The 22,096-nt window shown below is 60.7% G+C and carries 16 protein-coding genes and 1 tRNA gene; 8 read left to right on the top strand and 9 right to left on the bottom strand.

Going from position 1 to position 22,096, the window contains the following annotated elements:
• Nucleotides 1–27 precede the first annotated feature (27 nt).
• Nucleotides 28–822, bottom strand: a complete 795-nt coding sequence (locus C482_RS07905) for a helix-turn-helix domain-containing protein (RefSeq protein WP_006167010.1) — start codon at nucleotides 820–822, stop codon at nucleotides 28–30.
• Between the two features lie 190 nt (nucleotides 823–1,012).
• Between C482_RS07905 and C482_RS07910 the strand changes: the two genes are divergently transcribed.
• The 4 genes from C482_RS07910 to C482_RS07925 all read left to right on the top strand — a co-directional run bounded on the left by C482_RS07910 (nucleotide 1,013) and on the right by C482_RS07925 (nucleotide 6,375).
• The gene (locus tag C482_RS07910; RefSeq protein ID WP_006167011.1) at nucleotides 1,013–3,487 is read left to right on the top strand and encodes a DNA topoisomerase VI subunit B; all 2,475 of its coding nucleotides are present in this window, start codon (nucleotides 1,013–1,015) and stop codon (nucleotides 3,485–3,487) included.
• 1 nt (nucleotide 3,488) lies between these two features.
• Nucleotides 3,489–4,577: a DNA topoisomerase IV subunit A gene (locus C482_RS07915; RefSeq protein ID WP_006167012.1), complete on the top strand. Its 1,089-nt coding sequence runs from the start codon at nucleotides 3,489–3,491 to the stop codon at nucleotides 4,575–4,577.
• A gap of 864 nt (nucleotides 4,578–5,441) precedes the next feature.
• Nucleotides 5,442–5,864 carry a CBS domain-containing protein gene (locus C482_RS07920; protein WP_006167013.1) on the top strand — a complete coding sequence of 141 codons (423 nt, stop codon included), beginning with the start codon at nucleotides 5,442–5,444 and terminating at the stop codon, nucleotides 5,862–5,864.
• A 187-nt stretch (nucleotides 5,865–6,051) separates the two neighbouring features.
• Nucleotides 6,052–6,375 carry a hypothetical protein gene (locus C482_RS07925; protein WP_006167014.1) on the top strand — a complete coding sequence of 108 codons (324 nt, stop codon included), beginning with the start codon at nucleotides 6,052–6,054 and terminating at the stop codon, nucleotides 6,373–6,375.
• A 537-nt stretch (nucleotides 6,376–6,912) separates the two neighbouring features.
• Here the strand turns inward: C482_RS07925 and C482_RS07930 are convergent.
• Nucleotides 6,913–8,091, bottom strand: a complete 1,179-nt coding sequence (locus C482_RS07930) for a redox-regulated ATPase YchF (protein WP_006167015.1) — start codon at nucleotides 8,089–8,091, stop codon at nucleotides 6,913–6,915.
• Nucleotides 8,092–8,299: 208 nt separating this feature from the next.
• Here C482_RS07930 and C482_RS07935 point away from each other — a divergent pair, with 208 nt between their 5' ends.
• Nucleotides 8,300–8,710, top strand: a complete 411-nt coding sequence (locus C482_RS07935; RefSeq protein ID WP_006167016.1) for a DUF2267 domain-containing protein — start codon at nucleotides 8,300–8,302, stop codon at nucleotides 8,708–8,710.
• A 249-nt stretch (nucleotides 8,711–8,959) separates the two neighbouring features.
• Here C482_RS07935 and C482_RS07940 read toward each other — a convergent pair whose 3' ends face one another.
• On the bottom strand, nucleotides 8,960–9,691 hold the full coding sequence (locus C482_RS07940) for a GNAT family N-acetyltransferase (protein WP_006167017.1): 732 nt from the start codon (nucleotides 9,689–9,691) through the stop codon (nucleotides 8,960–8,962).
• A 194-nt stretch (nucleotides 9,692–9,885) separates the two neighbouring features.
• Here C482_RS07940 and C482_RS07945 point away from each other — a divergent pair, with 194 nt between their 5' ends.
• The gene (locus C482_RS07945; protein WP_006167018.1) at nucleotides 9,886–10,350 is read left to right on the top strand and encodes a hypothetical protein; all 465 of its coding nucleotides are present in this window, start codon (nucleotides 9,886–9,888) and stop codon (nucleotides 10,348–10,350) included.
• A 2,298-nt stretch (nucleotides 10,351–12,648) separates the two neighbouring features.
• On the opposite strand, the gene C482_RS07950 is transcribed toward C482_RS07945, so the two are convergent.
• Nucleotides 12,649–12,823, bottom strand: a tRNA-Trp gene (locus tag C482_RS07950).
• Nucleotides 12,824–12,869: 46 nt separating this feature from the next.
• A complete protein-coding gene (locus C482_RS07955) occupies nucleotides 12,870–14,090 on the bottom strand; it encodes a DUF5794 domain-containing protein (protein WP_006167019.1) in 1,221 nt (406 codons plus the stop codon).
• A gap of 520 nt (nucleotides 14,091–14,610) precedes the next feature.
• On the opposite strand from C482_RS07955, the gene guaB reads away from it, so the two are divergent.
• Nucleotides 14,611–16,113, top strand: a complete 1,503-nt coding sequence (gene guaB, locus C482_RS07960) for an IMP dehydrogenase (RefSeq protein WP_006167020.1) — start codon at nucleotides 14,611–14,613, stop codon at nucleotides 16,111–16,113.
• A 92-nt stretch (nucleotides 16,114–16,205) separates the two neighbouring features.
• Here the strand turns inward: guaB and C482_RS07965 are convergent, their stop codons facing one another.
• Nucleotides 16,206–16,679 carry a cupin domain-containing protein gene (locus C482_RS07965; RefSeq protein ID WP_049896562.1) on the bottom strand — a complete coding sequence of 158 codons (474 nt, stop codon included), beginning with the start codon at nucleotides 16,677–16,679 and terminating at the stop codon, nucleotides 16,206–16,208.
• A 104-nt stretch (nucleotides 16,680–16,783) separates the two neighbouring features.
• On the opposite strand from C482_RS07965, the gene C482_RS07970 reads away from it, so the two are divergent.
• A complete protein-coding gene (locus tag C482_RS07970) occupies nucleotides 16,784–17,311 on the top strand; it encodes a hypothetical protein (RefSeq protein WP_006167022.1) in 528 nt (175 codons plus the stop codon).
• Nucleotides 17,312–17,440: 129 nt separating this feature from the next.
• Here the strand turns inward: C482_RS07970 and C482_RS07975 are convergent, their stop codons facing one another.
• The 3 genes from C482_RS07975 to grpE all read right to left on the bottom strand — a co-directional run bounded on the left by C482_RS07975 (nucleotide 17,441) and on the right by grpE (nucleotide 22,001).
• A complete protein-coding gene (locus C482_RS07975; protein WP_006167023.1) occupies nucleotides 17,441–19,285 on the bottom strand; it encodes a YcaO-like family protein in 1,845 nt (614 codons plus the stop codon).
• 70 nt (nucleotides 19,286–19,355) lie between these two features.
• Nucleotides 19,356–20,516, bottom strand: coding sequence for an SPFH domain-containing protein (locus C482_RS07980; protein WP_006167024.1), 1,161 nt, complete (start codon nucleotides 20,514–20,516; stop codon nucleotides 19,356–19,358).
• A 258-nt stretch (nucleotides 20,517–20,774) separates the two neighbouring features.
• Complete coding sequence (gene grpE / locus C482_RS07985; protein WP_006167025.1) at nucleotides 20,775–22,001, bottom strand: nucleotide exchange factor GrpE; 1,227 nt, start codon at nucleotides 21,999–22,001, stop codon at nucleotides 20,775–20,777.
• Nucleotides 22,002–22,096 lie beyond the last annotated feature (95 nt).

Here is a 22,096-nt window from a genome sequence, read left to right on the forward strand (position 1 = left end):
TTTCGGCAGATAGCGGCTCAAGACCTGTTATCGGTCGCGGGCCTCTGACGAGTCAGTGTCAGGGGCAGAGTTCGTGTCGACTGCTGGTTCGTTGCCGGTCGTGTTTGTGTCCTCGGCTGTATCGGTTGTGTCGATGTCGTTGTTGTCAACCGTGATAGTCACCGGCTCGGAGCCGTTGGCCTGGGAATCACCGGTGCCGTCTGCGGAGCGGTCGAGTACGCGGTCGAGCGTAAAGATGGTGTTCAGTTCTTGCTGAACCTGGTCGACGACGCCGCCGACGAGGTCACTCGGTTGGATTGCGGTGTACTCGTAGGGATTGTTCCCCGCGCCTTCGCTGGCGCGTTTCTGTCGTGTGACGCGCTCTTCGTCGTGGAGTTCGGCAAGGGCCTCACGGACGGTGCTCGGGTAGAGGCCGGTCCCCTTCGCGACCTCCTCCGAGGTGCTTGCGGGGTGTGCAAGCAGGTGGACGTAGATTTTCGCGCGGGTTTCAGTGTCGAGGATCCACGAGAGCAGGTCAACGATACGCTGGTCGACTTCTTCGACGGCGACCGTTCGCACGCCCTCGCTGGTGTCGTCGTTCTCGGTTGTCTCACTCGATTCGCCGCCCTCGCCGGTCTTGCTTCCCTCGCTCACACTGTCAGCGCTATGGTCGGCGTCACTCCGAGTGTCGCCAGCAGCGTCGGCGTCGGCAGTGGTGTCGGCTGCTGTTGAGTCGGAGACGCTCCGACTGTCCGCCTCCGTCGTGGGGTCGGACTGAGGAGACGACCGGCTGTCTCCCGTAGTGTCGCCCACCTGTCGCTCGTCCGTCTCGTCTGGATCCATGTATTCTCTTGTCCCGAACAAAGTTTCGCTGCTGGTTAAACCTTTGTGAGCGTCTGTAGCGGGAGAATCTCGACTGCTACACCGACCGGAGCTGCCGTCCAGTGGCTGGCTGGCCAGTATTGCCCACGCCAGTATCACTTTCACTCCGGTAGCACACACCTTTTAGCCTCCCCGTTAGTACAAGGGAACGATGACGTCGTTCCAGTCGACACTCGGTGAGGAATCGGGGATCGCCGAGGAGCTGGCAGAGAGCCAGCAAGCGATCTCCATCGCCGAGTTCTTCGAGAAGAACAAGCATATGCTCGGCTTCGACAGCGGTGCTCGAGGCCTTGTCACGGCCGTCAAAGAGGCCGTCGACAACGCGCTTGACGCCGCCGAGGAAGCCGGTATTCTCCCGGATATCTACGTCGAAATACAGGAGGAAGGCGACTACTACCGCCTGATCGTCGAGGACAACGGACCGGGACTCACCAAGGAATCGCTGCCGAAGGTTTTCGGGAAGCTCCTCTATGGCTCTCGCTTCCACGCCCGCGAACAATCCCGCGGGCAGCAGGGGATCGGTATCTCCGCCGCCGTGCTCTACTCTCAGCTTACGAGCGGCAAACCCGCGAAGATCACCAGCCGGACCGAAGGCACGAGCGAAGCACAGTACTTCGAACTCATCGTCGACACGGACGACAACGAACCCGAGATTAGCGTCGAGGAGACGACGACCTGGGACCGCCCACACGGGACGCGCATCGAACTCGAGATGGAGGCGAATATGCGCGCCCGCCAGCAGCTTCACAACTACATCAAGCATACGGCGGTCGTCAACCCCCACGCCCGACTCGAGCTTCGAGAACCCAAGGCACACTTCAAGTTCGAGCGGGCGACGGATCAGTTGCCGGAGGAGACAGAGGAGATCCGTCCACACCCACACGGCGTCGAACTCGGGACTGTGATCAAGATGCTCGCGGCGACTGATTCCCAGACCGTCTCCGGCTTCTTACAGGAAGAGTTCACCCGCGTCGGGAAGAAGACCGCTGAGTCGGTCATCGACGCGTTCCGCGACCGTCACTACGGCCGCGAGATGCGCTGGCGACCACCTGCGAGCCACGAATCGGTTGATCTCGACGCAGCGGTCACCGACGCCACCGCGAACAAGGGAGCCGACGCGACGGCTGCGTTCGCTGGAGCGATCGAAGACGAGGTCGCCGACACCGATCGGATCGCTCACTACGAACTGCGCGATGTGGTCGATTCGGCTGCTGACGACGTCGAAGACGAACACGGGACGACGTTCGGCGACACCGTCCGCGAGAACGCCATCGACGCGGTCTGGCTCGAACTCATCGACGCCGTACCGGCGGACGATGACGAAACAGACGACCCAGCGGCCGACGACGCTATCGAGAGCGAGTCCCGCCTCGTTGCAGACCTCTACGACCTCGCCGACGACGCCACGAGCACCCGCAAGGACGACGAGGTCATCCAGGCCTTCGCCGTCCGGCTCGCTGGCACCTTCGAAGACGAGACCGAAGACGACCCGCGCCACCGGCTCACCCACGAGACACTGCGGGAGTACGTCGACCGCGCGGCCGAACTCACCGAGGAGTACGACGACGTCGCGTTCGGCGACACCGCCCGCGAGAACGTCGTCGAGGCAATCTGGGGCGTAATGGCCACCGTCCCCGACGACCCGCCGCTCGTGCGCGAACTCGAGGGCGACCGCGACGCGACGAGCGATCTGGTCGACGGAATGCGTGCAACCGACATCATGGCCCCGCCAACACGGTGTCTCTCGCCGATCTCCGACGATCTCATCCAGGCCGGTCTGGAGAAGGAGTTCGACGCGGAGTTCTACTCCTCGGCGACACGAGACGCCGAGGTCCACGGCGGCGATCCGTTCGTCGTCGAAGCCGGCATCGCCTACGGCGGCGAATTGCCGGCCGAGGGCAGCGCGAACGTGATGCGATTCGCAAACCGTGTCCCGCTTGTCTACCAGCGCGGCGCGTGTGCGACGACCGACGTGGTCAAGTCCATCGGCTGGCGCAACTACGGACTCGACCAACCCGGCGGCTCCGGACTCCCCAATGGCCCCGTCGTCATCATGATCCACGTCGCCTCGACGAACGTCCCGTTCACCAGCGAGTCGAAAGACGCCGTCGCGAACGTCCCCGAAATCGAAGACGAGATCGAACTCGCCATTCGGGAAGCCGCCCGCGACCTCAAAAGCTTCCTCAACAAGCGCCGCTCGATGCAAAAGCGCCGGAAGAAACAGAACGTCCTCGGAACCATCCTGCCCGAAATGGCAACGAAGGTCGCCGAGGTCACCGGCCGCGACGAACCTGACATCGACGACGCCATCGCTCGCATCATGAACAACGTGCTCGTCGAGCGCGAACTCGAACAGAACGGCGACGGCCAGGCCGTCTCCGTCGTCGTCGAGAACAACTCGAGTACGAACAAGACGCTCGAGATTACCGACATCGTCTCGGCCGAACCGGCCGGCCTCTCCGACGGCGCGACCGTCGTCGAGATGGACGGCGAGTGGTTCATCAAGTGGGAGGCCGACGTGTCGAGCGGCGACGACGCGGTACTCAAGTATGAGGTCGCAGACGACGCGAGCTTCGATCTGGACGTGAAGGGTGTCGAAACCGAGAAACTGACGGTGAAACAGTAATATGAGCGCAGACAACGAGCAAGCCAGAGCGCAGTTGATCGATCTCGCGGCACAGTTCTACGACCAGTTCGAACTGGGCGAGATTCCGCACATGTCCGTGCCGACGCGGACGAAGAACAACATCGAGTACGACGAGGAGATGGACGTCTGGGTCTATGGCGACCGCGAATCGACCCGCTCGGCCAACTCCGTCCGTGGCGCGCGCAAACTGTTGAAGGCCGTCTACACCATCGAGTTCCTCGCGGACCAGTTAGAGGAAGACCGCTCGTCGACCCTGCGTGAACTCTACTACCTCTCCGAAAGCTGGGACAACAAGGAAGCCCAGTTCAACGACCAGGACGAGTCCAACGGTCTGATCGAGGATCTGGAGATCGTCTCCGGCGTCACCCGTGAAGACTTCCACATGCGCCCGGAAGAATCCGGTGCGACCCTCATGGGCCCGCTGCACCTGCGCGAGCAGACCCGTCGCGGCGAGCGCGAGATCCACTGTCAGGAGGACGTTGGCGAGGGTGGCTACCAGATTCCGAACAACCCGGACACGATCGAGTTCTTAGGCACTGACGCGGACTTCATCCTCGCGGTGGAGACCGGTGGTATGCGCGACCGCCTCGTCGAGAACGGCTTCGACGAGGAGTACAACGCACTGATCGTCCACCTGAAGGGCCAGCCCGCCCGTGCGACGCGGCGCATCACGAAGCGGCTGCACAACGAACTCGACCTGCCGGTCACGGTCTTCGCCGACGGTGACCCGTGGTCGTACCGCATCTACGGCTCGGTCGCCTACGGCTCGATCAAGTCGGCACACCTCTCGGAGTACCTCGCAACGCCTGAGGCCAAGTACATCGGCATCCAGCCCGCCGACATCGTCGAGTACGACCTGCCGACCGACCCGCTGTCGGATTCGGACATCAACGCGCTGGAGAGTGAACTCGAGGACCCGCGCTTCCAGACGGAGTACTGGGAGGAGCAGATCGAGTTGCAGTTAGAGATCGAGAAGAAGTCCGAACAGCAGTCGCTCGCGTCTCACGGTCTGGACTTCGTGACGGATACGTATCTGCCGGAGCGTCTCGACGCGATGGGCATCATCTAAAGAGAACAGCGAGAGTTCCACGGGTCACCTGACACGTGGTACTTTACCCACTCCAACTACTCAACTCACCGACGACTGGTCCGGGCGTTGATCCTGGCTCAACTGACCGCATACCCCTCCCATCCGCGTTCGCGCAGCGACGTTCGACGGACACAGCCACATCTTACTGATTCACCCTCTCCTACGGATCGGTGTCCTGGTTTACCGGTACTCGCCCCCGAGAGCCAGCATTGTGCGCTGTGGAGACGCACTGTCATGGGCTGGCCGCTCACTACTGGAGCAACCCAATCGCGTACGCAGTTGTCAAAACTGATTCCAACGTGGTATCAGCTACCGGTCGGAGCCACGAACGAGAAAGCCTATACCGAGACGATAGACAACAGAAAGTGGAACTGGAATGAACGAGAATCGAAACGTCATGGATATTCTCACACAGGTACGAGAGTCACGCCGGCGGAAGCGCTGTCCCGACTGCGATGGCGTCGTTTCGATCCGGGGGTTCAGAGGCGAGTACCGCTGGGAGTGTTTGGACTGCGATGCACTCGGAATCGGATACCCATCCCGTTCGGCCGCGTTGGACGGGATCCAAAAGCAGCGTCGGTGAGTCTCTCGCAGAGAATTGACTTCTCCGCACATCTTCAGTCTCGTCCAGCGTCGTCGATATGCCGGATGGGATGTCGCGACGAAGCGCTGCTGGTTGTGGCCGCCGACTCGGGGGGAGTGAGGTGGATCGACCAGTCATGAGGGATGGACCTGCGGCAGACCACGTTGTGCTTTCTTCTCGGGACCGAGCCTGAAAGTCATGGTGAGTTGGTGGTACGGTGGGGATTTATATCGGTGTTAGTGGGACAGCGAGGCGGGTTCATGCCTATTGAAAGCCTTGCCCGAAGCGATGTCGTAACGGCACACGAAGATGAGTCCGTTCAGGAACTCGCAACACGCATGGATAAGTCCCACGTCGGCAGCGTTGTGATCACTGACGGTGACGAACCGATCGGGATCGTTACCGACCGCGACCTCGCAACGCGCGTACTCGGTGACGGGATGGATCCCGCAGAAACGACAGCTAGTGATGTTATGTCCGACAATATCACAACTGTCGATCAGACGGCCGGATTCTACGAGGCAACCGAACTGATGAGTGAGCATGGTATCCGTCGGCTCCCTGTTTGTGACGATAGTAACGAACTGGTCGGAATCATCACTGCTGATGACCTCAACGAACTCCTTGCCGACGAGCACCTGCAGCTTTCGGATGTCATTCAGGCTCAACGGCCGGAGTACTGACTCCACAGTCGAATAGATTTCCAGCGATCACTCCGTGGTCCGGCCTGGTTTTACGACACTCCCCGGCACAAATTCTTCACTGGAATTTCCGCAGTTGTGGGTGGTACTCGAGTGGTCCGTAACTGTACAGGATCAGTATGGGACAGAACACCCAACGCTATTATCCAACCAGAACGTATGGGAAACAATGGCCAGCAATTCGGACCGGATTTTCGGCTATTCACGCAAGACAGTACTCCTTGAGGCATCGCGAATCGCCTATGCAATAGCGATTACCGGAATGGTAACACTTCTGGTCGGGTTTAGTCTTTACTGGGTTGATACAGAACTACTGGGAAGAGCAGAACCAGTTGTCGGAGTGCTATTACTAATTCTCCCACTGGTGCTTGTCCCCGGCCTGTACAGTTACGATCGCAGACACGAACGAGACCTGATTATCGCGGATGCGGTAATGAAAGTGATCCGCCCTATCGTCGCATTGATCCGTCTTTTCCGGGGTGTAGGACCGTAGCACCCATCCGCTACAGTGCTGCTTCCAAATTTCAGAGGGAAGCCCCTCGACAAAAGTAGGAACGAGGAAGTATTGGTTTCTTTAATTCGTACTCATGATCTTGATAACCATATCTGAGTACACACAGTGTACACAACTATAAACTCCATCTTGATCTGCTTCGACCTTCGCGGTCACTACTGGTGCAAATTGACCAGTCTGGCTTAAGACCGAATAGACCAGACAATCAAGCCCAGAACGGCGAATGCGACAGTTGTTAACCACACCGCTCTCGTCTCATCAGAGACTACGTGAACCGTGAAAAGAAACTCGAAGAGGTATCCAAACGGTGCAGTAGCGGCAACAATCGAAACTGCATTTAGCAACGAGATTTCCGAATTTTTCACGCCCGAAAGAGTACCACTACTGACCATACTGTGATTGGTAATCAAGAAGACATAAATCTCCCTGCGTTATGTCTGTCTGTTCGCTCAGTCCTTCGCCTGTACTGATCACCGCGCCCGCCTAAAACGCAGAGTCTTATTTGTCACAATAGAGTCAGTTAGTAGATACGATCTTGATAACGTCACCTTCTGCGAGTTCGTAGTCCTCACCCACGTCTCGGCCCGACTTCGCGTCGACTGCGTGGAGGTACCCGTCGCCAATATCGGAGTGCACTGTATACGCGAGATCGACCGGCGTCGCCCCGTCTGGTAACAAGAAGGCATCCGGAAGCACGTTTCCACTCCCATCGGACCACTTCGACGCATCCTCGACCGGGTAGGCCGTTAGGTGATCCAGCAAGTCGTAGACTGCGTAGTCCAGCGCCGACTGGATTCCCGTTCCGTCCCACTCGCCCATCGTGTCGGCGAGGCCCTCGAGTGCCTCCCGCTGTGCGTCACTCACGCCGTCGCCGATCTCGAGTGCCTCGTCGCCAGGGTCGTAGTCGACGAGGTCGTTGTCGGCAGCACGGCGGAGTGCGAGTTCGCCCTCGGCCGTGGTCGGGATAACGGGCTTGTCGAGTTCGAGCAGTCGCTCGACGTTTTCCTGGGGAGCCACGTCGATCTTGTTCGCTGCGACGACGATCGGCTTGGTTCGCTGGCGGACGTCGCGGGCAAGGGCTTCGCGGTGCTCGTCCTCCCACTGAATTGGGTCCTCGGGGTAGTCCAGATCCCGGAGGACAGTCGCAATTTGTGTCGGCGAGGCACCGAAGCCCGAGAGCATGTCCGCGAGCGCCTCGTCGATGTCGAAGTCGGGCGAGCGAGACTTCCGCTCGACGGACTCCCAGTTTCGCGCGACGATATCCGCGAGCCAGAGGTCCATCTCCTCCTCGACGAAGTCGATGTCCTCGAGTGGGTCGTGCTCGCCGATGTCGACGGGTTCGCCCTTTGCGTTGGTGCCGCCGGAGGCGTCGATCACGTTGATGATGACGTCGGCGTTCGTGAGTTCATCGAGGAACTGGTTCCCGAGGCCCTTGCCCTCGTGTGCGCCGGGGACGAGACCAGCGACGTCGATGAGTTCGATCGGGACGTAGCGTTTGCCATCCTCGCAGTCGTCGGCGTTGCAGCGCTCGTCGCGCTCGAGGCAGGGACAGTCGGTGCGGACGTAGCTCACACCGCGGTTGGCGTCGATGGTCGTGAACGGGTAGTTGGCGACGTCGACTTCGGCCATCGTCGCCGCGGTGTAGAACGTGGACTTGCCGGCGTTTGGCTTTCCGGCAAGTGCGATCGAAAGCATGGGAACCAGTAGCTCCGTCCGCTCAAATTGTCTTTCGGTTCTGGGACACGGTTCTACAGGGACGGCTCGGCGACACGAGCAACCGGTCGGGAACAATGGACAACGAAAACGAGGCGTGTAGCGCGCTATACCGACAATCTGCAATTCGTCTCAGCCACCTTTCTGCTGAGGGCTCAATCTCAACTGCAGTGGGACGGAAGGCCGACTTATGCAGTACGACGACGTCATCGGCGAGGTTCAACACGGTGCACAGCTCGACTCACGAGAGGCCGCGCTGAGCATCTCGCGGGCGACACTGACGACGCTTTCGGAGCGCATCCAGCCGGGCGAGGCCGAGAACCTGGGCGCACAGCTGCCGGAAGAGCTCGGCCGGTTCCTCGAGGACGTCGACGATGTCGAACGCTTCGAGTTCGAGGAGTTCATCGACCGAGTCAGCGAACGCTCGGAAGTTGGCGAGGACGACCGGGCCGACGCCGCGTTTCACGCTCAGATCGTCATGGAGGTCGTGACTGAGGCCGTCGAACCGGGCGCGATCGACGACGTTCGCGACCAGTTGCCGACGGACGAAGGGTACGGCGACTTGTTCGAGCTGGCCGAACAGGAGGAGAGTCCACGCTGATTGCTGGCCGCGAGTCACTACCCGTCGCCGCTGGCACTACTCGCTCACTCCCGGTTTACTCGTCCTACTCGAGTAGAGTGGCTCGAAACCGAGAGTCAGAGTGAGACCAAGACCAAGACCAAGACCAAGACGAGGCCGAAGCTGAAGTCGAAACCGGCTCGATCCCAAGCCGACTGTTCTGCTGGCCGTCAACCGTGACAGACTGAGTTCTGACAGCTGTCGATCACCATCGTATCGGGAGAGGTATCCCTACAGCTCAATCGCCATCATGACCTCGTCCACGTAGTGGCCGTTGAGCTTGTAATGGTCCTCTCGAACAGCCTCCGTCTCCCAGTCGTGTGCCTCGAGGAACGCAATCGCCTCCTCATTGCTCGAGGGAACACTCTGGTAGACCTTCTCGTACCCGTTCGAACCAGCCCACTCGAGTCCACGCGCGAGCAGGTGCGAACCGATCCCGTGACCGCGGTAGCCTTCCACAACGCCGACGGTGAGTTCGGCCGTATGACTCAACTTCTCGAGTTCGGGCGCGTAGAGGTGGACCCAGCCGACGACCTCGTCTTCGACGGTCGCGACGAAGAACATCCGGGACTCGAGTTCGTTGTGTCTGAGCAGGGCCTGTTCGTGATCGATTTCGTCGGCGACGCTTTCGCCTTCGATGTAGGTTTTCTCTTCGGCAACCTGTCGAATTGCGCCGACAATACCCGCGAGGTCTTCCTGTCTGGCCGGTCGGATGTGGAACGCGACCTCGCCGGCGGCGTACTCCTCTTCGGCTCCGGCGTCGATCGTGACGTGGAGCTCACCATCAGTCTCCTCGAGTTGTCCGTCGCGTTTGAGGATCGCGGCGTGGTGGCGAAAGCCGCCGGGATCGATCCCGAGTCGCTCCTGGACTTCCTCGGGGGGGACGGTGCCATGGCGCTCGACGTACTCGTAGATGGCCTTCCGGTCGGCGTGGCCGAACTCGAGTGTGTCTCGTAGTGCCATGGTATACAACACCATTCGATGCCACTTAACCATTGGCGCGCTATACTCGCCCCCACTTAAAGCGCCCATCGATGCAGGCGGGTGGATTTGCTGATCGACGCTAACCACTTTGGTGGTGGGATGGCTGGACGAACGATATCACGGCGATGGGATGTGTCACTCGGGTGGTTCCCGTCCGAACGATGAGTGAAAGTATGGTAACGGTGGCCCTGAGTGGTGGGGCGCTGGCGGTTGCGGTCGTCGTCGGCCTGCTGGCACACGAGTGGATGCACGCACTCGTCCTTCGCGTTGCGCGGATCGACTACAAGCTCGCGTACTTCCCAGGGAGCGCTGCGGGATTCGCAGGGATACTCGCTGGGCGTCCGTGGGCAGTCGTGCATCCGCAACCCCGCGGGCACGAACCCGCGTGGATACTTCGGGTCGCGGCGCTCGCGCCGTTGGCACTCGCAGTCCCCGTCTTCGCCGTTGGTGCTGGCTTCGTCTCGCCTGTTGCAGTTCCCGTTGACATCGACACGCCGATTGCGACTGCTATCGCGATCGGCTGGCTCGCCTGTGCGATTCCGAGCCCCCAAGATTTCTCGGTCGCGTTCTACGCACACCGTGCACTCGAGACGGCGACCGACTCTCCGACGGTGAGCACTCGTTCCCGCGCTGATTGACGGTCGCCGGGAACTCACCGTGGGTGGCTGCCGTTTGAGTGAAGGTCCTGAACGCCAGTGTCAGATGCTGTATTTGGTGTTTTAACGGCTAGGGTAGTAATGGATCCATCTCGTCAGTGTTGGACGCGACCGCGCTGGTTCTCAGTCAGTCTGGATTGGACCGCAAAAGGTGTGTCTGGAAGATGGCGACAGGCACACAGCCACGAATGCCTGCCGCCGACGATTGAGCAGAGTGTTCCACCGGCACTCGCAATTGTCAGTTGGTAGCCAATGCGTCGCGGGGTCGGCGGGGAGCCGACATGAGAAGTAACGGTCTGTCCACTAATCAATCTAGTTGTTGTGGCTAATATGCCTCCCTCACCGATATTATTGCACGTTAGTNTAGCCGACATGAGAAGTAACGGTCTGTCCACTAATCAATCTAGTTGTTGTGGCTAATATGCCTCCCTCACCGATATTATTGCACGTTAGTCTTCTGAACACTGGTTGGCAATACGTTCGTTTGGTTTTTCAATAATGGAGGCCGCGCAACTACCCGTTCGTCGCGTTTCCTGCCGATACAGGTCTGGTAAACAGTGGTTCTCACAGCACGCGAGACGGAAGTGACTATACGTAGGCCGTCGTGATTGTCACGGTTGCCGGACGTGTTCCGGTATACAGGGACGAAACGCAGGGACGACGTGACCAGAAGTCGTCGCCTGCAGCGCATCTACGACGGGATACCGGCGTGTGACGTACCCCGTCGGTGTGTTTCGGTTCGTACCGCTGCGATAGCTTGCGTTCGCCACCGAGGTCGTGACCCAGTCCCCGCCCACACGACCTCACACCGAAGTGGCCAAACGGTCACTCGCGCTTCACGCGCTTATCCGCTTCCCACTTCCCCTCACCATCCACCCCTCACATCCACCGTTTTTCGCCCGCTTGTGCTGGGTCAAACGTGGCTCAGAGCGAGCGTCGATACTTACAGTGCGGACAGAACAACAGGCCATCCGACGCCATCAGATAACTGCGCTCACAGCGCGTACACGGTGCTCCAATCGAGATATTTGCCGCACGTGCGACAGCGATGAGCGTATTCTGAAGTTGCACGAGCTGTTGCTCTGGAACGGTGACAGTGCGTTCACTCCCTCGGTCGTCGACACTGGTTTTCGATGGCGTCAGCCGTCTCTCCCGAAGTGATCGCGCCCTGCTGTGTGTCTGCGTGCCACGTCGCCTCGTCCGTCGGTGTGTGCGATTCGTGTGGGTTGCCTGCCGAGCAGCGTCCTGGTCGTCCTTGGACGCTGATCCATCGCGTTCGGTGTTCTCGTCGTTTTCGTCTTCGTCACTCTCACGGGGGTCATCACCTGCATCCCGCCTTGTCTTCTGATTAACTACTGAACGGTCTCCCCGAACGCTTTGGCCGAACGGTACGACCGGGTTGAGTCGCTGCGATCGGGCAATACTGGAACGGACGTGCTGGGCATGTCGTCCCCGACTATCACGTCGTTGGGCTCGATGAAGCCGCCGCTCATTATTCGCTGGTACTGGGGGTGTCATCAACACTCATAGGAACCGCCCTGCTAAAACGATCCCGTCTCTCACCATCAACGACGGTCAGTTCACCTGACAAACTATCGTTTTACCCTTTATGGTATGTGATGGCAACACTTGCCCGCAAATAATGCGTTATTACGGTTTCCCCTCAATGTCGGAACGGTCTCGTAGCCGGAGTACCCCCTACTGCGAGGCTAGCATTCCAACACGTCTGCAACACGTGTATTTTGTCTGTCAGGGATGACTACCCTGACACTCTTCGCATGAATTACCTGTCGGTGACATAGATTCTGGCCAGGAGCCCCGCAAACCGCTATCGTGCTTGGAGTTCATCTGGCACAGTTGCCCTCTCGAAAACCTCACCACTATCCACGTCCACTCTGTGGCTATGGTTGCTAGCTAGACTCGAGTACACCGTGAACAGTCTTCTATGAAACTCTATCTCGCGCACGGTGTTGTGTGCGGTGCGAAAATCGTCTCGTTCAGGCTTTCGTTGTTCAATTGCTGTTGCTCGCGGATTAGTTCGCAGCAGAAGTATGGGGTCAGAGGGATGTGAATAACGTCCGAGAACCTGCTCACTGTGTTCGCAGAGCCTCGGTCTCGTTCACATCCATCGCTCGTCCATTACGCACCGCTCACGAAATTGTTCGCAGTGAGGAAATGGGGTCGGAGGGATTTGAACCACAGTCGCAGCAAAGCTGCTCCCTGATTCAACTCCTCCGAATTATATACCTGCACCTCACGGGTTTGTTCGGCGCAGAGGTATGGGGTCGGAGGGATTTGAACCCCCGATCGACTGATATCTCCGGTGCGCCTCGGAACTCCAGAGGGTCATCACACGGACACTGATCAGGTGTCCGATCAGTATATCAGTCTGGAGTGTCGTCCCGGGCGCGGTGCCTCTGGAGTCAGTCGCCATCCCTGGCTTGGCCACGACCCCTCGATATCTCGTTGGGGGATGGTGCCTAAAGTGGTTTCGATTCGGACTACAGCCATGGGGCCCGTCCTTCGGTTTCAGTCGTGTCGTCACCAGGGTAGGGTCCGTTGTCGTCGTCATCCTGGCTCGTCGATTGGTCGTGGCTGTGGCTCTGGGCCTGAACCTGTGTTTGTGTCTGTTTGCGCTCGTGCTCACGTTCACGTTCACGTTCGGACTCAGGATCGGCTTCACGCCCACTCTCGCCCTTACTCTTACTCTCGCGCTCACGCTTGGTTTCGGCCGCAGTCGCCTCTGCACCCCCCTTCGATCCCGAACCGTCTGCGACGGTTGTAACAGGCGTTGACTCGTCGGAACTATCCTCGCCGCCACCGGCGAGTGGTCCGGTTCCGACGGCAGGGACGAACGACGACGGGGTTGGTGACGAGTTCGACGATGCCGTTGGGCTCGGTGATGGCGTGCTGACACTCGTGGCTGCTGACGCAGTCGTGGCAACCGGTGACGAACCGTCAGATGGACCGTCCGAACCGGCCGAGTCCGAGTCGCGTTCGAACGGGAGGTCGATCGCGAAGAGGGCCGCCACGACGAGAGCGGCCAGTGGGGCCTGTCCGAAGGCCATGCCGAGCAGCGACAGTGGTAGCAGTCCAAGCGCGACAGCGCTTCCGAACCGGAAGCGGTCGATGTCCATGTACTTGTGCAGGTACGGACCGCTGATTGCGATCGCGAGTGCGAACGCGACGCCGGACACCGCGGCGAGCGTCGCGTTCACGACGAGTGCGGGGTCGTCCATCAGGGTGAACGCAGCGCCGTTCGGGTCGATACTCGCGATCAGCCCGAGTCCGATGATGACGCCCGGACTTGGCAGATACTCGCCGATAGTCGCACTTGCAGTTTTTGCGGCGATCGCGAGGATGACGACTGCAGCGAAGCGCTTGATGGTCTCCTCGTTCAGGACCGTCTCGATTGCCGGAGCAAGTGCGGCTTGCACGGCAGCAAGCAGTATGAGCGGGATACCGACGAGCAGGACGATTGCAACCTGTTCGCGGGGCGTCCCGCTCATCTCGGCAAGCATGACCGCGACGGTTGCACTGCCGCCGAAGATGAGGAGGCCAACCTGAATGGCGCTCCACGGATCGTCGATCGCACCCGCCATGATCAGCGCCGGGAAGACGCCATCGATCAGCGGGAGCATCATCACGAGTGCCAACAGCTTGGCGTCACCACCGACTAATCGCTCAAGACGGAGTGCGACCGGATGCTGAGATGCGCTCATCGATTAGGAACGATGGCCATGACCCGAGGCCGATGGGTGATATGATAACCGGTCACGCACGGACAGGCTCGATACCCGCCAGTTTGTCCGGATACGGCCTCGTGCTGTGAGTGTAAGAGGAATTGTAAATTTCCCGAACATATTTTTGGCGACGGAGACGGCGTTCGTCCGGCCAACGGTTCGGGTCTCGCTGGAACTCACAGCGTTCATACACGAGTGGAACACCGGGCTATCAATAAACGTTGCGTGAGATACGGTTACACAACTCGGCATATTTTCGCCGTCAACGCGCAGATCCTGACGAAGGTGCACTTATTTGCCCGACAGGTGGGATCCCTCAACCCGAACTGTACAAACGGTGGACAGCAAATCAAACCGCTGGGCGCTTGTACGGTCGTTCTATGCACGTGTTGTACTCCTCGGTTGTTTCTCTCGTTGTCTGAACTCACCACATCCGTCAGCAGTTCGCATTCAGTATGTATCTCGCAACGCTTTTTGCTCGGGCGTTCGGACAGTTTACATGGCGAACGACGTTCCTGAGCACGAGCCGTACTCTTCGAAACTCACTGTACCAGAGGCGCTTACGTTCGACGACGTCCTCCTTCGACCCAAGGAGAGTCGTGTCGAACCGGACGATGCAGACCTCACATCGAACGTATCGACCTCTGTCAAGCTCTCAGTCCCGATTCTCTCCGCCGCGATGGACACCGTCACCGAGAGCGACATGGCAATCGCGATGGCCCGCCACGGCGGCCTCGGCGTCCTCCATCGCAACATGAACATCGACGAGATGGTCGAGGAAATCGAGCGCGTCAAGCGCGCAGACGAGCTCGTCATCCCCTTCGACTCCGTCGTCACCGCAGATCCCGAGATGTCCGTCCGCGAAGTCGACGACCTGATGGCTCGACAGGGCGTCGGCGGCGCACCCGTCGTCAACACCAACGGCGAAGTGCTCGGCATCATCTCGAGTACCGACATCCGGCCGCACCTCGAGGTCAACGAGGATGACCCGGTGACGGAAGCGATGACCGACGAGGTCATCACGGCACCAGAAGACATCAACGCCCGCGAGGCGTTCGATCTGATGTACGAGCACAAGATCGAGCGTATTCCGGTCGTCGACGACGAGAACCTCCTCGTTGGCCTGGTGACGATGCAGGGGATTCTCCAGCGCCGCGAGTACAAGGAAGCCGTTCGCGACGAGGACGACCGCCTGCGCTGTGGGGTTGCAGTCAGCCCGTTCGAACAGGAGCGCGCCGAAGCCGCGGACGAAGCCGGCGCGGACGTACTCTTCATCGACACCGCACACGCACACAACCTGAACGTCATCGACGGCGCTCGCGAGATCAAAGAGAGCGTCGACGCCGACGTCGTGGTGGGCAACATCGGGACCCGTGAGGCGGCCGAAGAGCTTGTCGAGTTCGCAGACGGCCTCAAGGTCGGTATTGGACCTGGATCGATCTGTACGACCCGCGTCGTCTCGGGATCGGGAATGCCCCAGATCACGGCCGTGGCGCAGGTCGCAGATGTCGCGAACGAGCACGACGTTCCCGTCATCGCAGACGGTGGTATTCGGTACTCCGGCGACGCGATCAAGGCAGTCGCCGCGGGTGCAGACGCCGTCATGCTCGGCTCCTACTTCGCCGGCACCGACGAAGCGCCCGGCCGCGTCGTCACGATGAACGGCAAGAAGTACAAGCAGTACCGCGGTATGGGCAGCGTCGGCGCGATGAAATCGGGCGACAGCGACCGGTATCTCAAAGAAGAGCCAGACGAGGAGGAAGACTACGTTCCGGAAGGCGTCGAAGCAGCGACGCCGTACAAGGGCTCGCTCCAGTCTGAACTCCACCAGCTCGCTGGCGGAATGCAGTCCGGCATGGGCTACGTCGGTGCAGAGACGATTCCGGCGTTCAAGGAGCGCTCCGAGTTCGTCCGCGTCTCCTCGGCCGGCCAGGCCGAGAGTCACGCACACGACGTGGTTATTACGGACGAAGCGCCGAACTACTCGCCGAACGACAGCTAATCCGCCACCGTCCCCGGCCTCTCCTCTCTATCGGCTCCGCGCTCTCCCGTATCCCGTCTTCAGTCTCTCCGTTATCTCGTCTCGAGTACCACTCATCCGAGCACGAACGAGTTTTCGCAGTCCGTACAGGTGAGTTCGAACGCCCCCATCCGTAATCGTGAGCTCGTGGCCTCGCAGATTCGACAGTGAACCAGTGACTCAATCTGGACCCACTCGTGCTGTGCGCCCGGTGAACCGAACGCGAAACCCACGACCTGCTCATCGGCGTCTTCGGGATTGTATTCCTGTTGGAACTTTCCCGGTGCGAAGCGGATCACCTCGCCCGAATCGACCGTCACGGCTCCATCTTCGGTATCGAACTGTGCTGTCCCGTCCTCCACATAGAAGACCTCCTCCTGATCGTGGTGGGTGTGGTAGCCGCCTGAAACGGATTCGCCGGGCTTGAGTTCGAAGTAGTTCATCGCGAAATCGGTAAAGCCGAGTGCTGCTGAGATCGGTCGCCGAACCGAGTGGACACCCATCGGATTTGTTTCGTTGACAACCTCGTCAATTGAGACTCTTTCCAGAGCTCGTCATTCGTGCTCGGCAATAAAACGATTGAGAGAGAATGGCACGCGGATGAAGGCGACGAAAGGTAACACATACGTTCGCTCGGTCCCGAATCGCGTGTGTGAACCGCCGTACGGCACTCCGATCCGCAGGCGTCCTCGCCACCGTCGGTCTCGCGGGCTGTGTCGATGCCGTCGAGGAGCACTTTCAGGGACGGTTCCAGGGAATCATCCCCATCGAAATTCACAGCGAGGCTGAACGGTCGCATAACATTGCGATCGAAGCATACGACCAACAGGCAGGTCGCCAGACCTACGACGAGAGCTACACCGTCACGCCGGACCAGAGAGTGAGCCCGCCCCACCTCGAGGCGACCACACAGAGCGTTCGGTTCGTCCGATACGACGGGACAGACGAAGAACAGGCGGATGTCAGAGAGGTCTCTGTTACCCCAGAGACGATGCTCGTCTCCGTTCGAATCTACGATGACGATCTCGTGATTGAGGTTCAACGCGGCGATGCCGACGGAGAGCAAACAGAGAACGAAACGATCGACAACGAAACTGCAGGGGAACTCGAGGACGAGTCGGAACTACCGGATGATCCGGAGGAGTCCGATCCTGACTCCAGTTCTGACTCCGACTCGTAACTGTCCTCGCAAACCTAACTAGTCACGTAGTACTTGCAGGACCCTCCTCGGCATCGCAGTCTCGATCCCGAGTGCGCTGCTCAGGTCGACAGCGACCGTGACAGAGTCTGTGTCAGACGACTCGCGTAGTCAGGGGTACGGATGATACGCCCGTTCCAGTCGCGGTTCGAATCCCATCTCCTCCGGAACACGCCGGGCTCGTTCACTGAAGAACGGCTCACCGGTAAACAGCGGCTGTGCCCCCGGAACCACAACACGAACCCCCTCGAAGCCCGCCGCAGCCACGTCTCGCGTCGTGAGCCGCGCGGCATACGGCGTCAGCCCCGAATCCTGTACGCGGTCGACGACTAACTCGAGTTGGTCGCGTCCGCTGGGCAGTGCCTTGGCCTCGCCTTCGTCTTCGTCTTCGTCCTCGCCCTCGTCCACGCCACCGTCAATCAGCCCGACACTGGCTGCAGGCACCGTCTGTTCGACATCGATAAACGAGCGCGCGGCGTCCGAGAGTGGCGCGGTGGCGTACTCGCCGATCGCACCGGACGCCGTGGCTGCCTCGTCGGGACCGATGTTCCGCAACTCCATCCAGTTCTGGAGGGCCTCCTCGAGTGCCGAGACGGCAGCGGCGCTCGCATCGAGGCCAGCGGCGGAGCCGGTAGCGAAGACGGGCCAGGCGTCAGCCGCCGAGTCGTCGCCCACGTCGTCTCGATGCACCGCAACTGCAACGACTGGCACGTCAATGTCTTGGGTGACGAGCAGCGGTGTCACGGTAAGCCCCTCGCTTCGCGCGCGGCGCTTGAGGACATCGAACGCCGGGTCGTCGACGGAGAGCCCGAGCGGGTCGAACGTCGAGTACCACGCGAGCATCGTCGCGTCGCGCTCGATGACCTCTGTCAGGCCGGAGAGGAGCGCGTCGACGGTCGAGGAACCGAACCCCAGTCCAGTCGTAATGCCTGGAACCAGCGACTCACCGGGCTGTGGGAACTGGACTGCGGCGGCTGGGAGATGGACCTGTTCGCCGGTCCCGAGGTTCTCGCCGGGCACCCAGCGATGCGCAACCGACGAGTCGTAGGCGGGCGCGTCGTCCGGCCGCACAAGTTCCGTCGGCACTACTGCGTCGTCGAGGTCCTCCTCGCTCGCGTGGACGAACTCGTCGTCCCGGTAAACCCCAGCGCAGTACCGTTCGAGCCCCTCACCAACGGCCTTCATCAGCGCCGCGTTCCAGTCGTCTGCCACACCCGCAGCCTGCGCTGGCGCACTCGCGTCGCTAAAGCCACGCGTCTCCGCGCTCGTCGCGAGGTAGTAGGGAACGGGGAACGATTCGATCTCGCCGATCGATTTGACGATCCCAACTCGATCGTCGATCGCCTGCTCTGCGTGCTCGACCGCCGCATCGAGTCCGAGCGCGTCGTCGTCCCACGAGAGCGTCCGGTCGCGCTCGCCCGACGCACACGCACAGCCCGGGACCGGCAGCACCCGCCGGCGGACGTGGGGCAACTCGAGTACGTGGCCGATCACGGACTGCTCGTCACCCGAGAAGATGCGGATGCACTCCCGGCCGGCGAGCGCGCCGGCGAGGCGGGCAGTGGAGCGGTCGGTGCTTGGGCGGCCGCCGGCTGTTTCGGTCGCGTTCGTGTCGGCGTCGGACTCGAGCCCGGCTGCGACACGGGTCCGAAGACAGTCGTAGCAGCCGACGCCGGGGCCGGATGCGGGGGCAAAGCCGGCGATTGCGGCGTCCACGGTGGGGAGGGGATGGCCGCCAACGCCGCCGATTTCGACGGCGACCCAGGGCGTGTTGCCAGCGAGGGCTGCCTCGTTGGCCTGCTCGAACGTCTGTGCGCCGGCAACGTCGCTGACGACGGCGAATCTGGCGTCGTCGAGGTCTGCGGGCTCGGCGTCCTCGACGGTAATGTCGACGTCTCCGAGCGCGGCGACAAGCGCCGCGCGGACCGGGTCGTCGGCGACGACGTGTACGTGCATACCTGAATCTCACAGGCAGCGGGCAAAAGTGTCGTGCTCGATGCCGTTTGTGAGTGGGCGCGCTGACACCCTACTCCGAGTCGGCGTCGCTATCCTGACGCGTCTCCGCAATGTCGATCGTCTCACCCGTCTCAGCGCCCATATCCTCCCCCTCTTTGATCGCCTGGGCCTCCTGCTCCATCGCCTCGATGTCCATCTCGGCCTCCTCGTCGATCTCGCCGATGATCTCGCTGATGTCGTCGAGACCGATCAGCTCGCGGGTCTCGTCGTCGAACGAGAGGCTCTCGAGTTGGCCGTCCTGTTGCTCGACATCGCTTCCCGAGAGGTGCTTGCCGTAGCGTCCGACCATCGAGGAGAGTTCTTGTGGCAGGACGAACGTCGTCGACTCACCCTGGCCGATCTCGGAGAGCGTTTGCATCCCTTTGTCGATGACAGCGCGTTCGCCCATCGATTCGGCGGAGCGAGCGCGCAGGACGGTCGAAATCGCGTCACCCTGCGCTTCGAGGATCTGGCTCTGCTTTTCACCCTGTGCACGGATGATGTTCGACTGTTTGTCTCCCTCTGCTTTCTCGACGGCGCTGCGGCGTTCACCCTGTGCCTCAAGGATCATGGCACGGCGCTTGCGCTCTGCGGAGGTCTGTTGCTCCATCGCGCGCTGGACATCCGGCGATGGGTTAACTTCGCGGACCTCGACGCTCTCAACGCGGATTCCCCACTCGTCGGTCGGTTCGTCGAGTTCCTGGCGAATTCGCTCGTTGATCATTTCGCGGCGGCTGAGCGTGTCGTCCAGTTCCATATCGCCGATGACCGCCCGGAGCGTGGTCTGGGCGAGGTTCGAGACGGCGCGCTTGTAGTCGTCAACCTCGAGGAACGCGCGCGTGGCGTCCATCACCCTGATATAGATCACAGCGTCGGCCGTGACGGGTGAGTTGTCGCGGGTGATCGCCTCCTGACTCGGCACGTCGATCGTTTGCGTTCGCATGTCGAACGTGTATACCCGGGAGACGAACGGTGGAACGATGTTCAGCCCCGGTTCCAGGAGTTTGCGGTACTCGCCGAAGATCGTGAGCGCCCCTCTGTCGTAGGCGTCGACGATCTCGACCATTGACCAGACGGTGACCACGACGAGGACGAGCACGAGCGCCCCTGCCAACACCAGTGGGTCCTCGAGTTGCATCTGGAGCGGCGCGGCAGCCGTCGCGGCTTGGATTGTGTTACCGATTGACAACATGACTAGTGGTCATCCTAGGGACGCTGGTTGAATAACTCTTGGCGTGGTGATGGAGCCGAATCGACGCTGTAGTCGGGAGCAGAAAGCGATGGCCGGGTATGTTGCGGTCGTCGTCACGAAGTGGTTGGAGTGCATGCTGCAGGCGCTTCGGTGCTCGCCCGAGTCAGTGACCACGAAACGGGAAAACGAAACGGACCACCCACTCACCCACCACGGCGTGGGCGAAGACGTATCGATCAGTCGCTTCGTTATCCGAGACTACGCGGACTGGTCGTCAGCTGCGTCGTCACCGTTGTCAGCGGCCGCGTCGTCTGCAGAGTCGGCGTCGGCTCCTCCGCCCTCGTCAGTTGCCAGTTCGCCGTTTGAGACCGTCACCTGCGCGTTCTGGATGACCTTCTCGCCCATCTCGTAGCCAGGCGTGTAGACGTCTGCGATCGTTCCTTCCGGCTGGTCGCTGTCGACCTGCATCATCACTTCGTGGCGCTGTGGGTCCGTCTCCGTCCCGGGTTCGGGATCGATCTCGGTCACGTTCTCGTCCTCGAGAATACGGTCGAACTCGCGCAGCGTCATCTCGACGCCGTCTCGGAGACCGTCGACGTCGTCGCTGCCCTCCTCCAGCGCGCGCTTTAGATTATCTCGGACGCCAATGAGGCGCTCAACGAGATCCTCCGTTGCACGGTCTTTGATCTGGTCCTGGCGCTTTTTCGCGCGCTTCTTGTAGTTCTGGAAGTCCGCCTGTTTGCGCTTGAGGCGGCTCTTTAGATCCTCAACCTCGTCCTCTTTCGCCGCGAGTTCTTCCTCGCGGGCGTCGAGTTCCTCCTGTAAGTCACCGATCGTCTCGGCCTGGGCCTCGACGCGCTCGGTCAGGTCCTCGAGTTCGGCGCGCTGATGCTCGACGGTACTCGAGAGTTCCCGTGCCTGGCTGACGACGGTGTCGATTGTCTGTGCGAGATCCTCATCGTATTCGGCGAGGCGGTCGACGAGTTGCTGGGCGTCAGAGGGTGGGCCCTGGTCTGAGTCGGCGTCTGGTGTGGTTTCAGACTTGGTTTCGGACTCCGGCTCAGAATCCGTCTCTGGCTCTGCTTCCTCTGGCTCTGGCGCTGGCGCTGGCTCTGTCCCGGAATCCGCTTCGTCTGCCGGGGCTGTGTCCTGTGGCGTTGCTGTGTCTGGATCCGAGTCGGCGGCTCCTGTCTCCGCATCCGCGGCCGACTCCGTCGGTTCGGATTCATCGGATGGGGCGTCGGGCTCGCCGTCTGATTCTGATTGCTGTTCAGGTTCGGGTTCAGGTTCAGGTTCAGATTCCGACTTCGATTCCGGCTCTGATTCCAACTCCGAGTCCGTCTCCGCCTCTGCATCTGCCGATTCAGTGTCGGCTTTAGCTTCCGCGACGGCCGACGCGACGTCGGCGTCAGCAGCCGTCTCGGCGGATTCGTTCTCGGACGGGACACCCTGGGCTGGCGTGTTCGTGCCCTCGTCGTCACTCATATTCGGGTCAACGAACAGCGATACTAAAAGGGTTGAGGTCGCCGCCTGACTCGATAGGTTATTGCGTTGTGACTTGATGTGGCCGCCGCCGCACA

This window comes from Natrialba chahannaoensis JCM 10990, from assembly GCF_000337135.1.
GTDB lineage: Archaea > Halobacteriota > Halobacteria > Halobacteriales > Natrialbaceae > Natrialba > Natrialba chahannaoensis.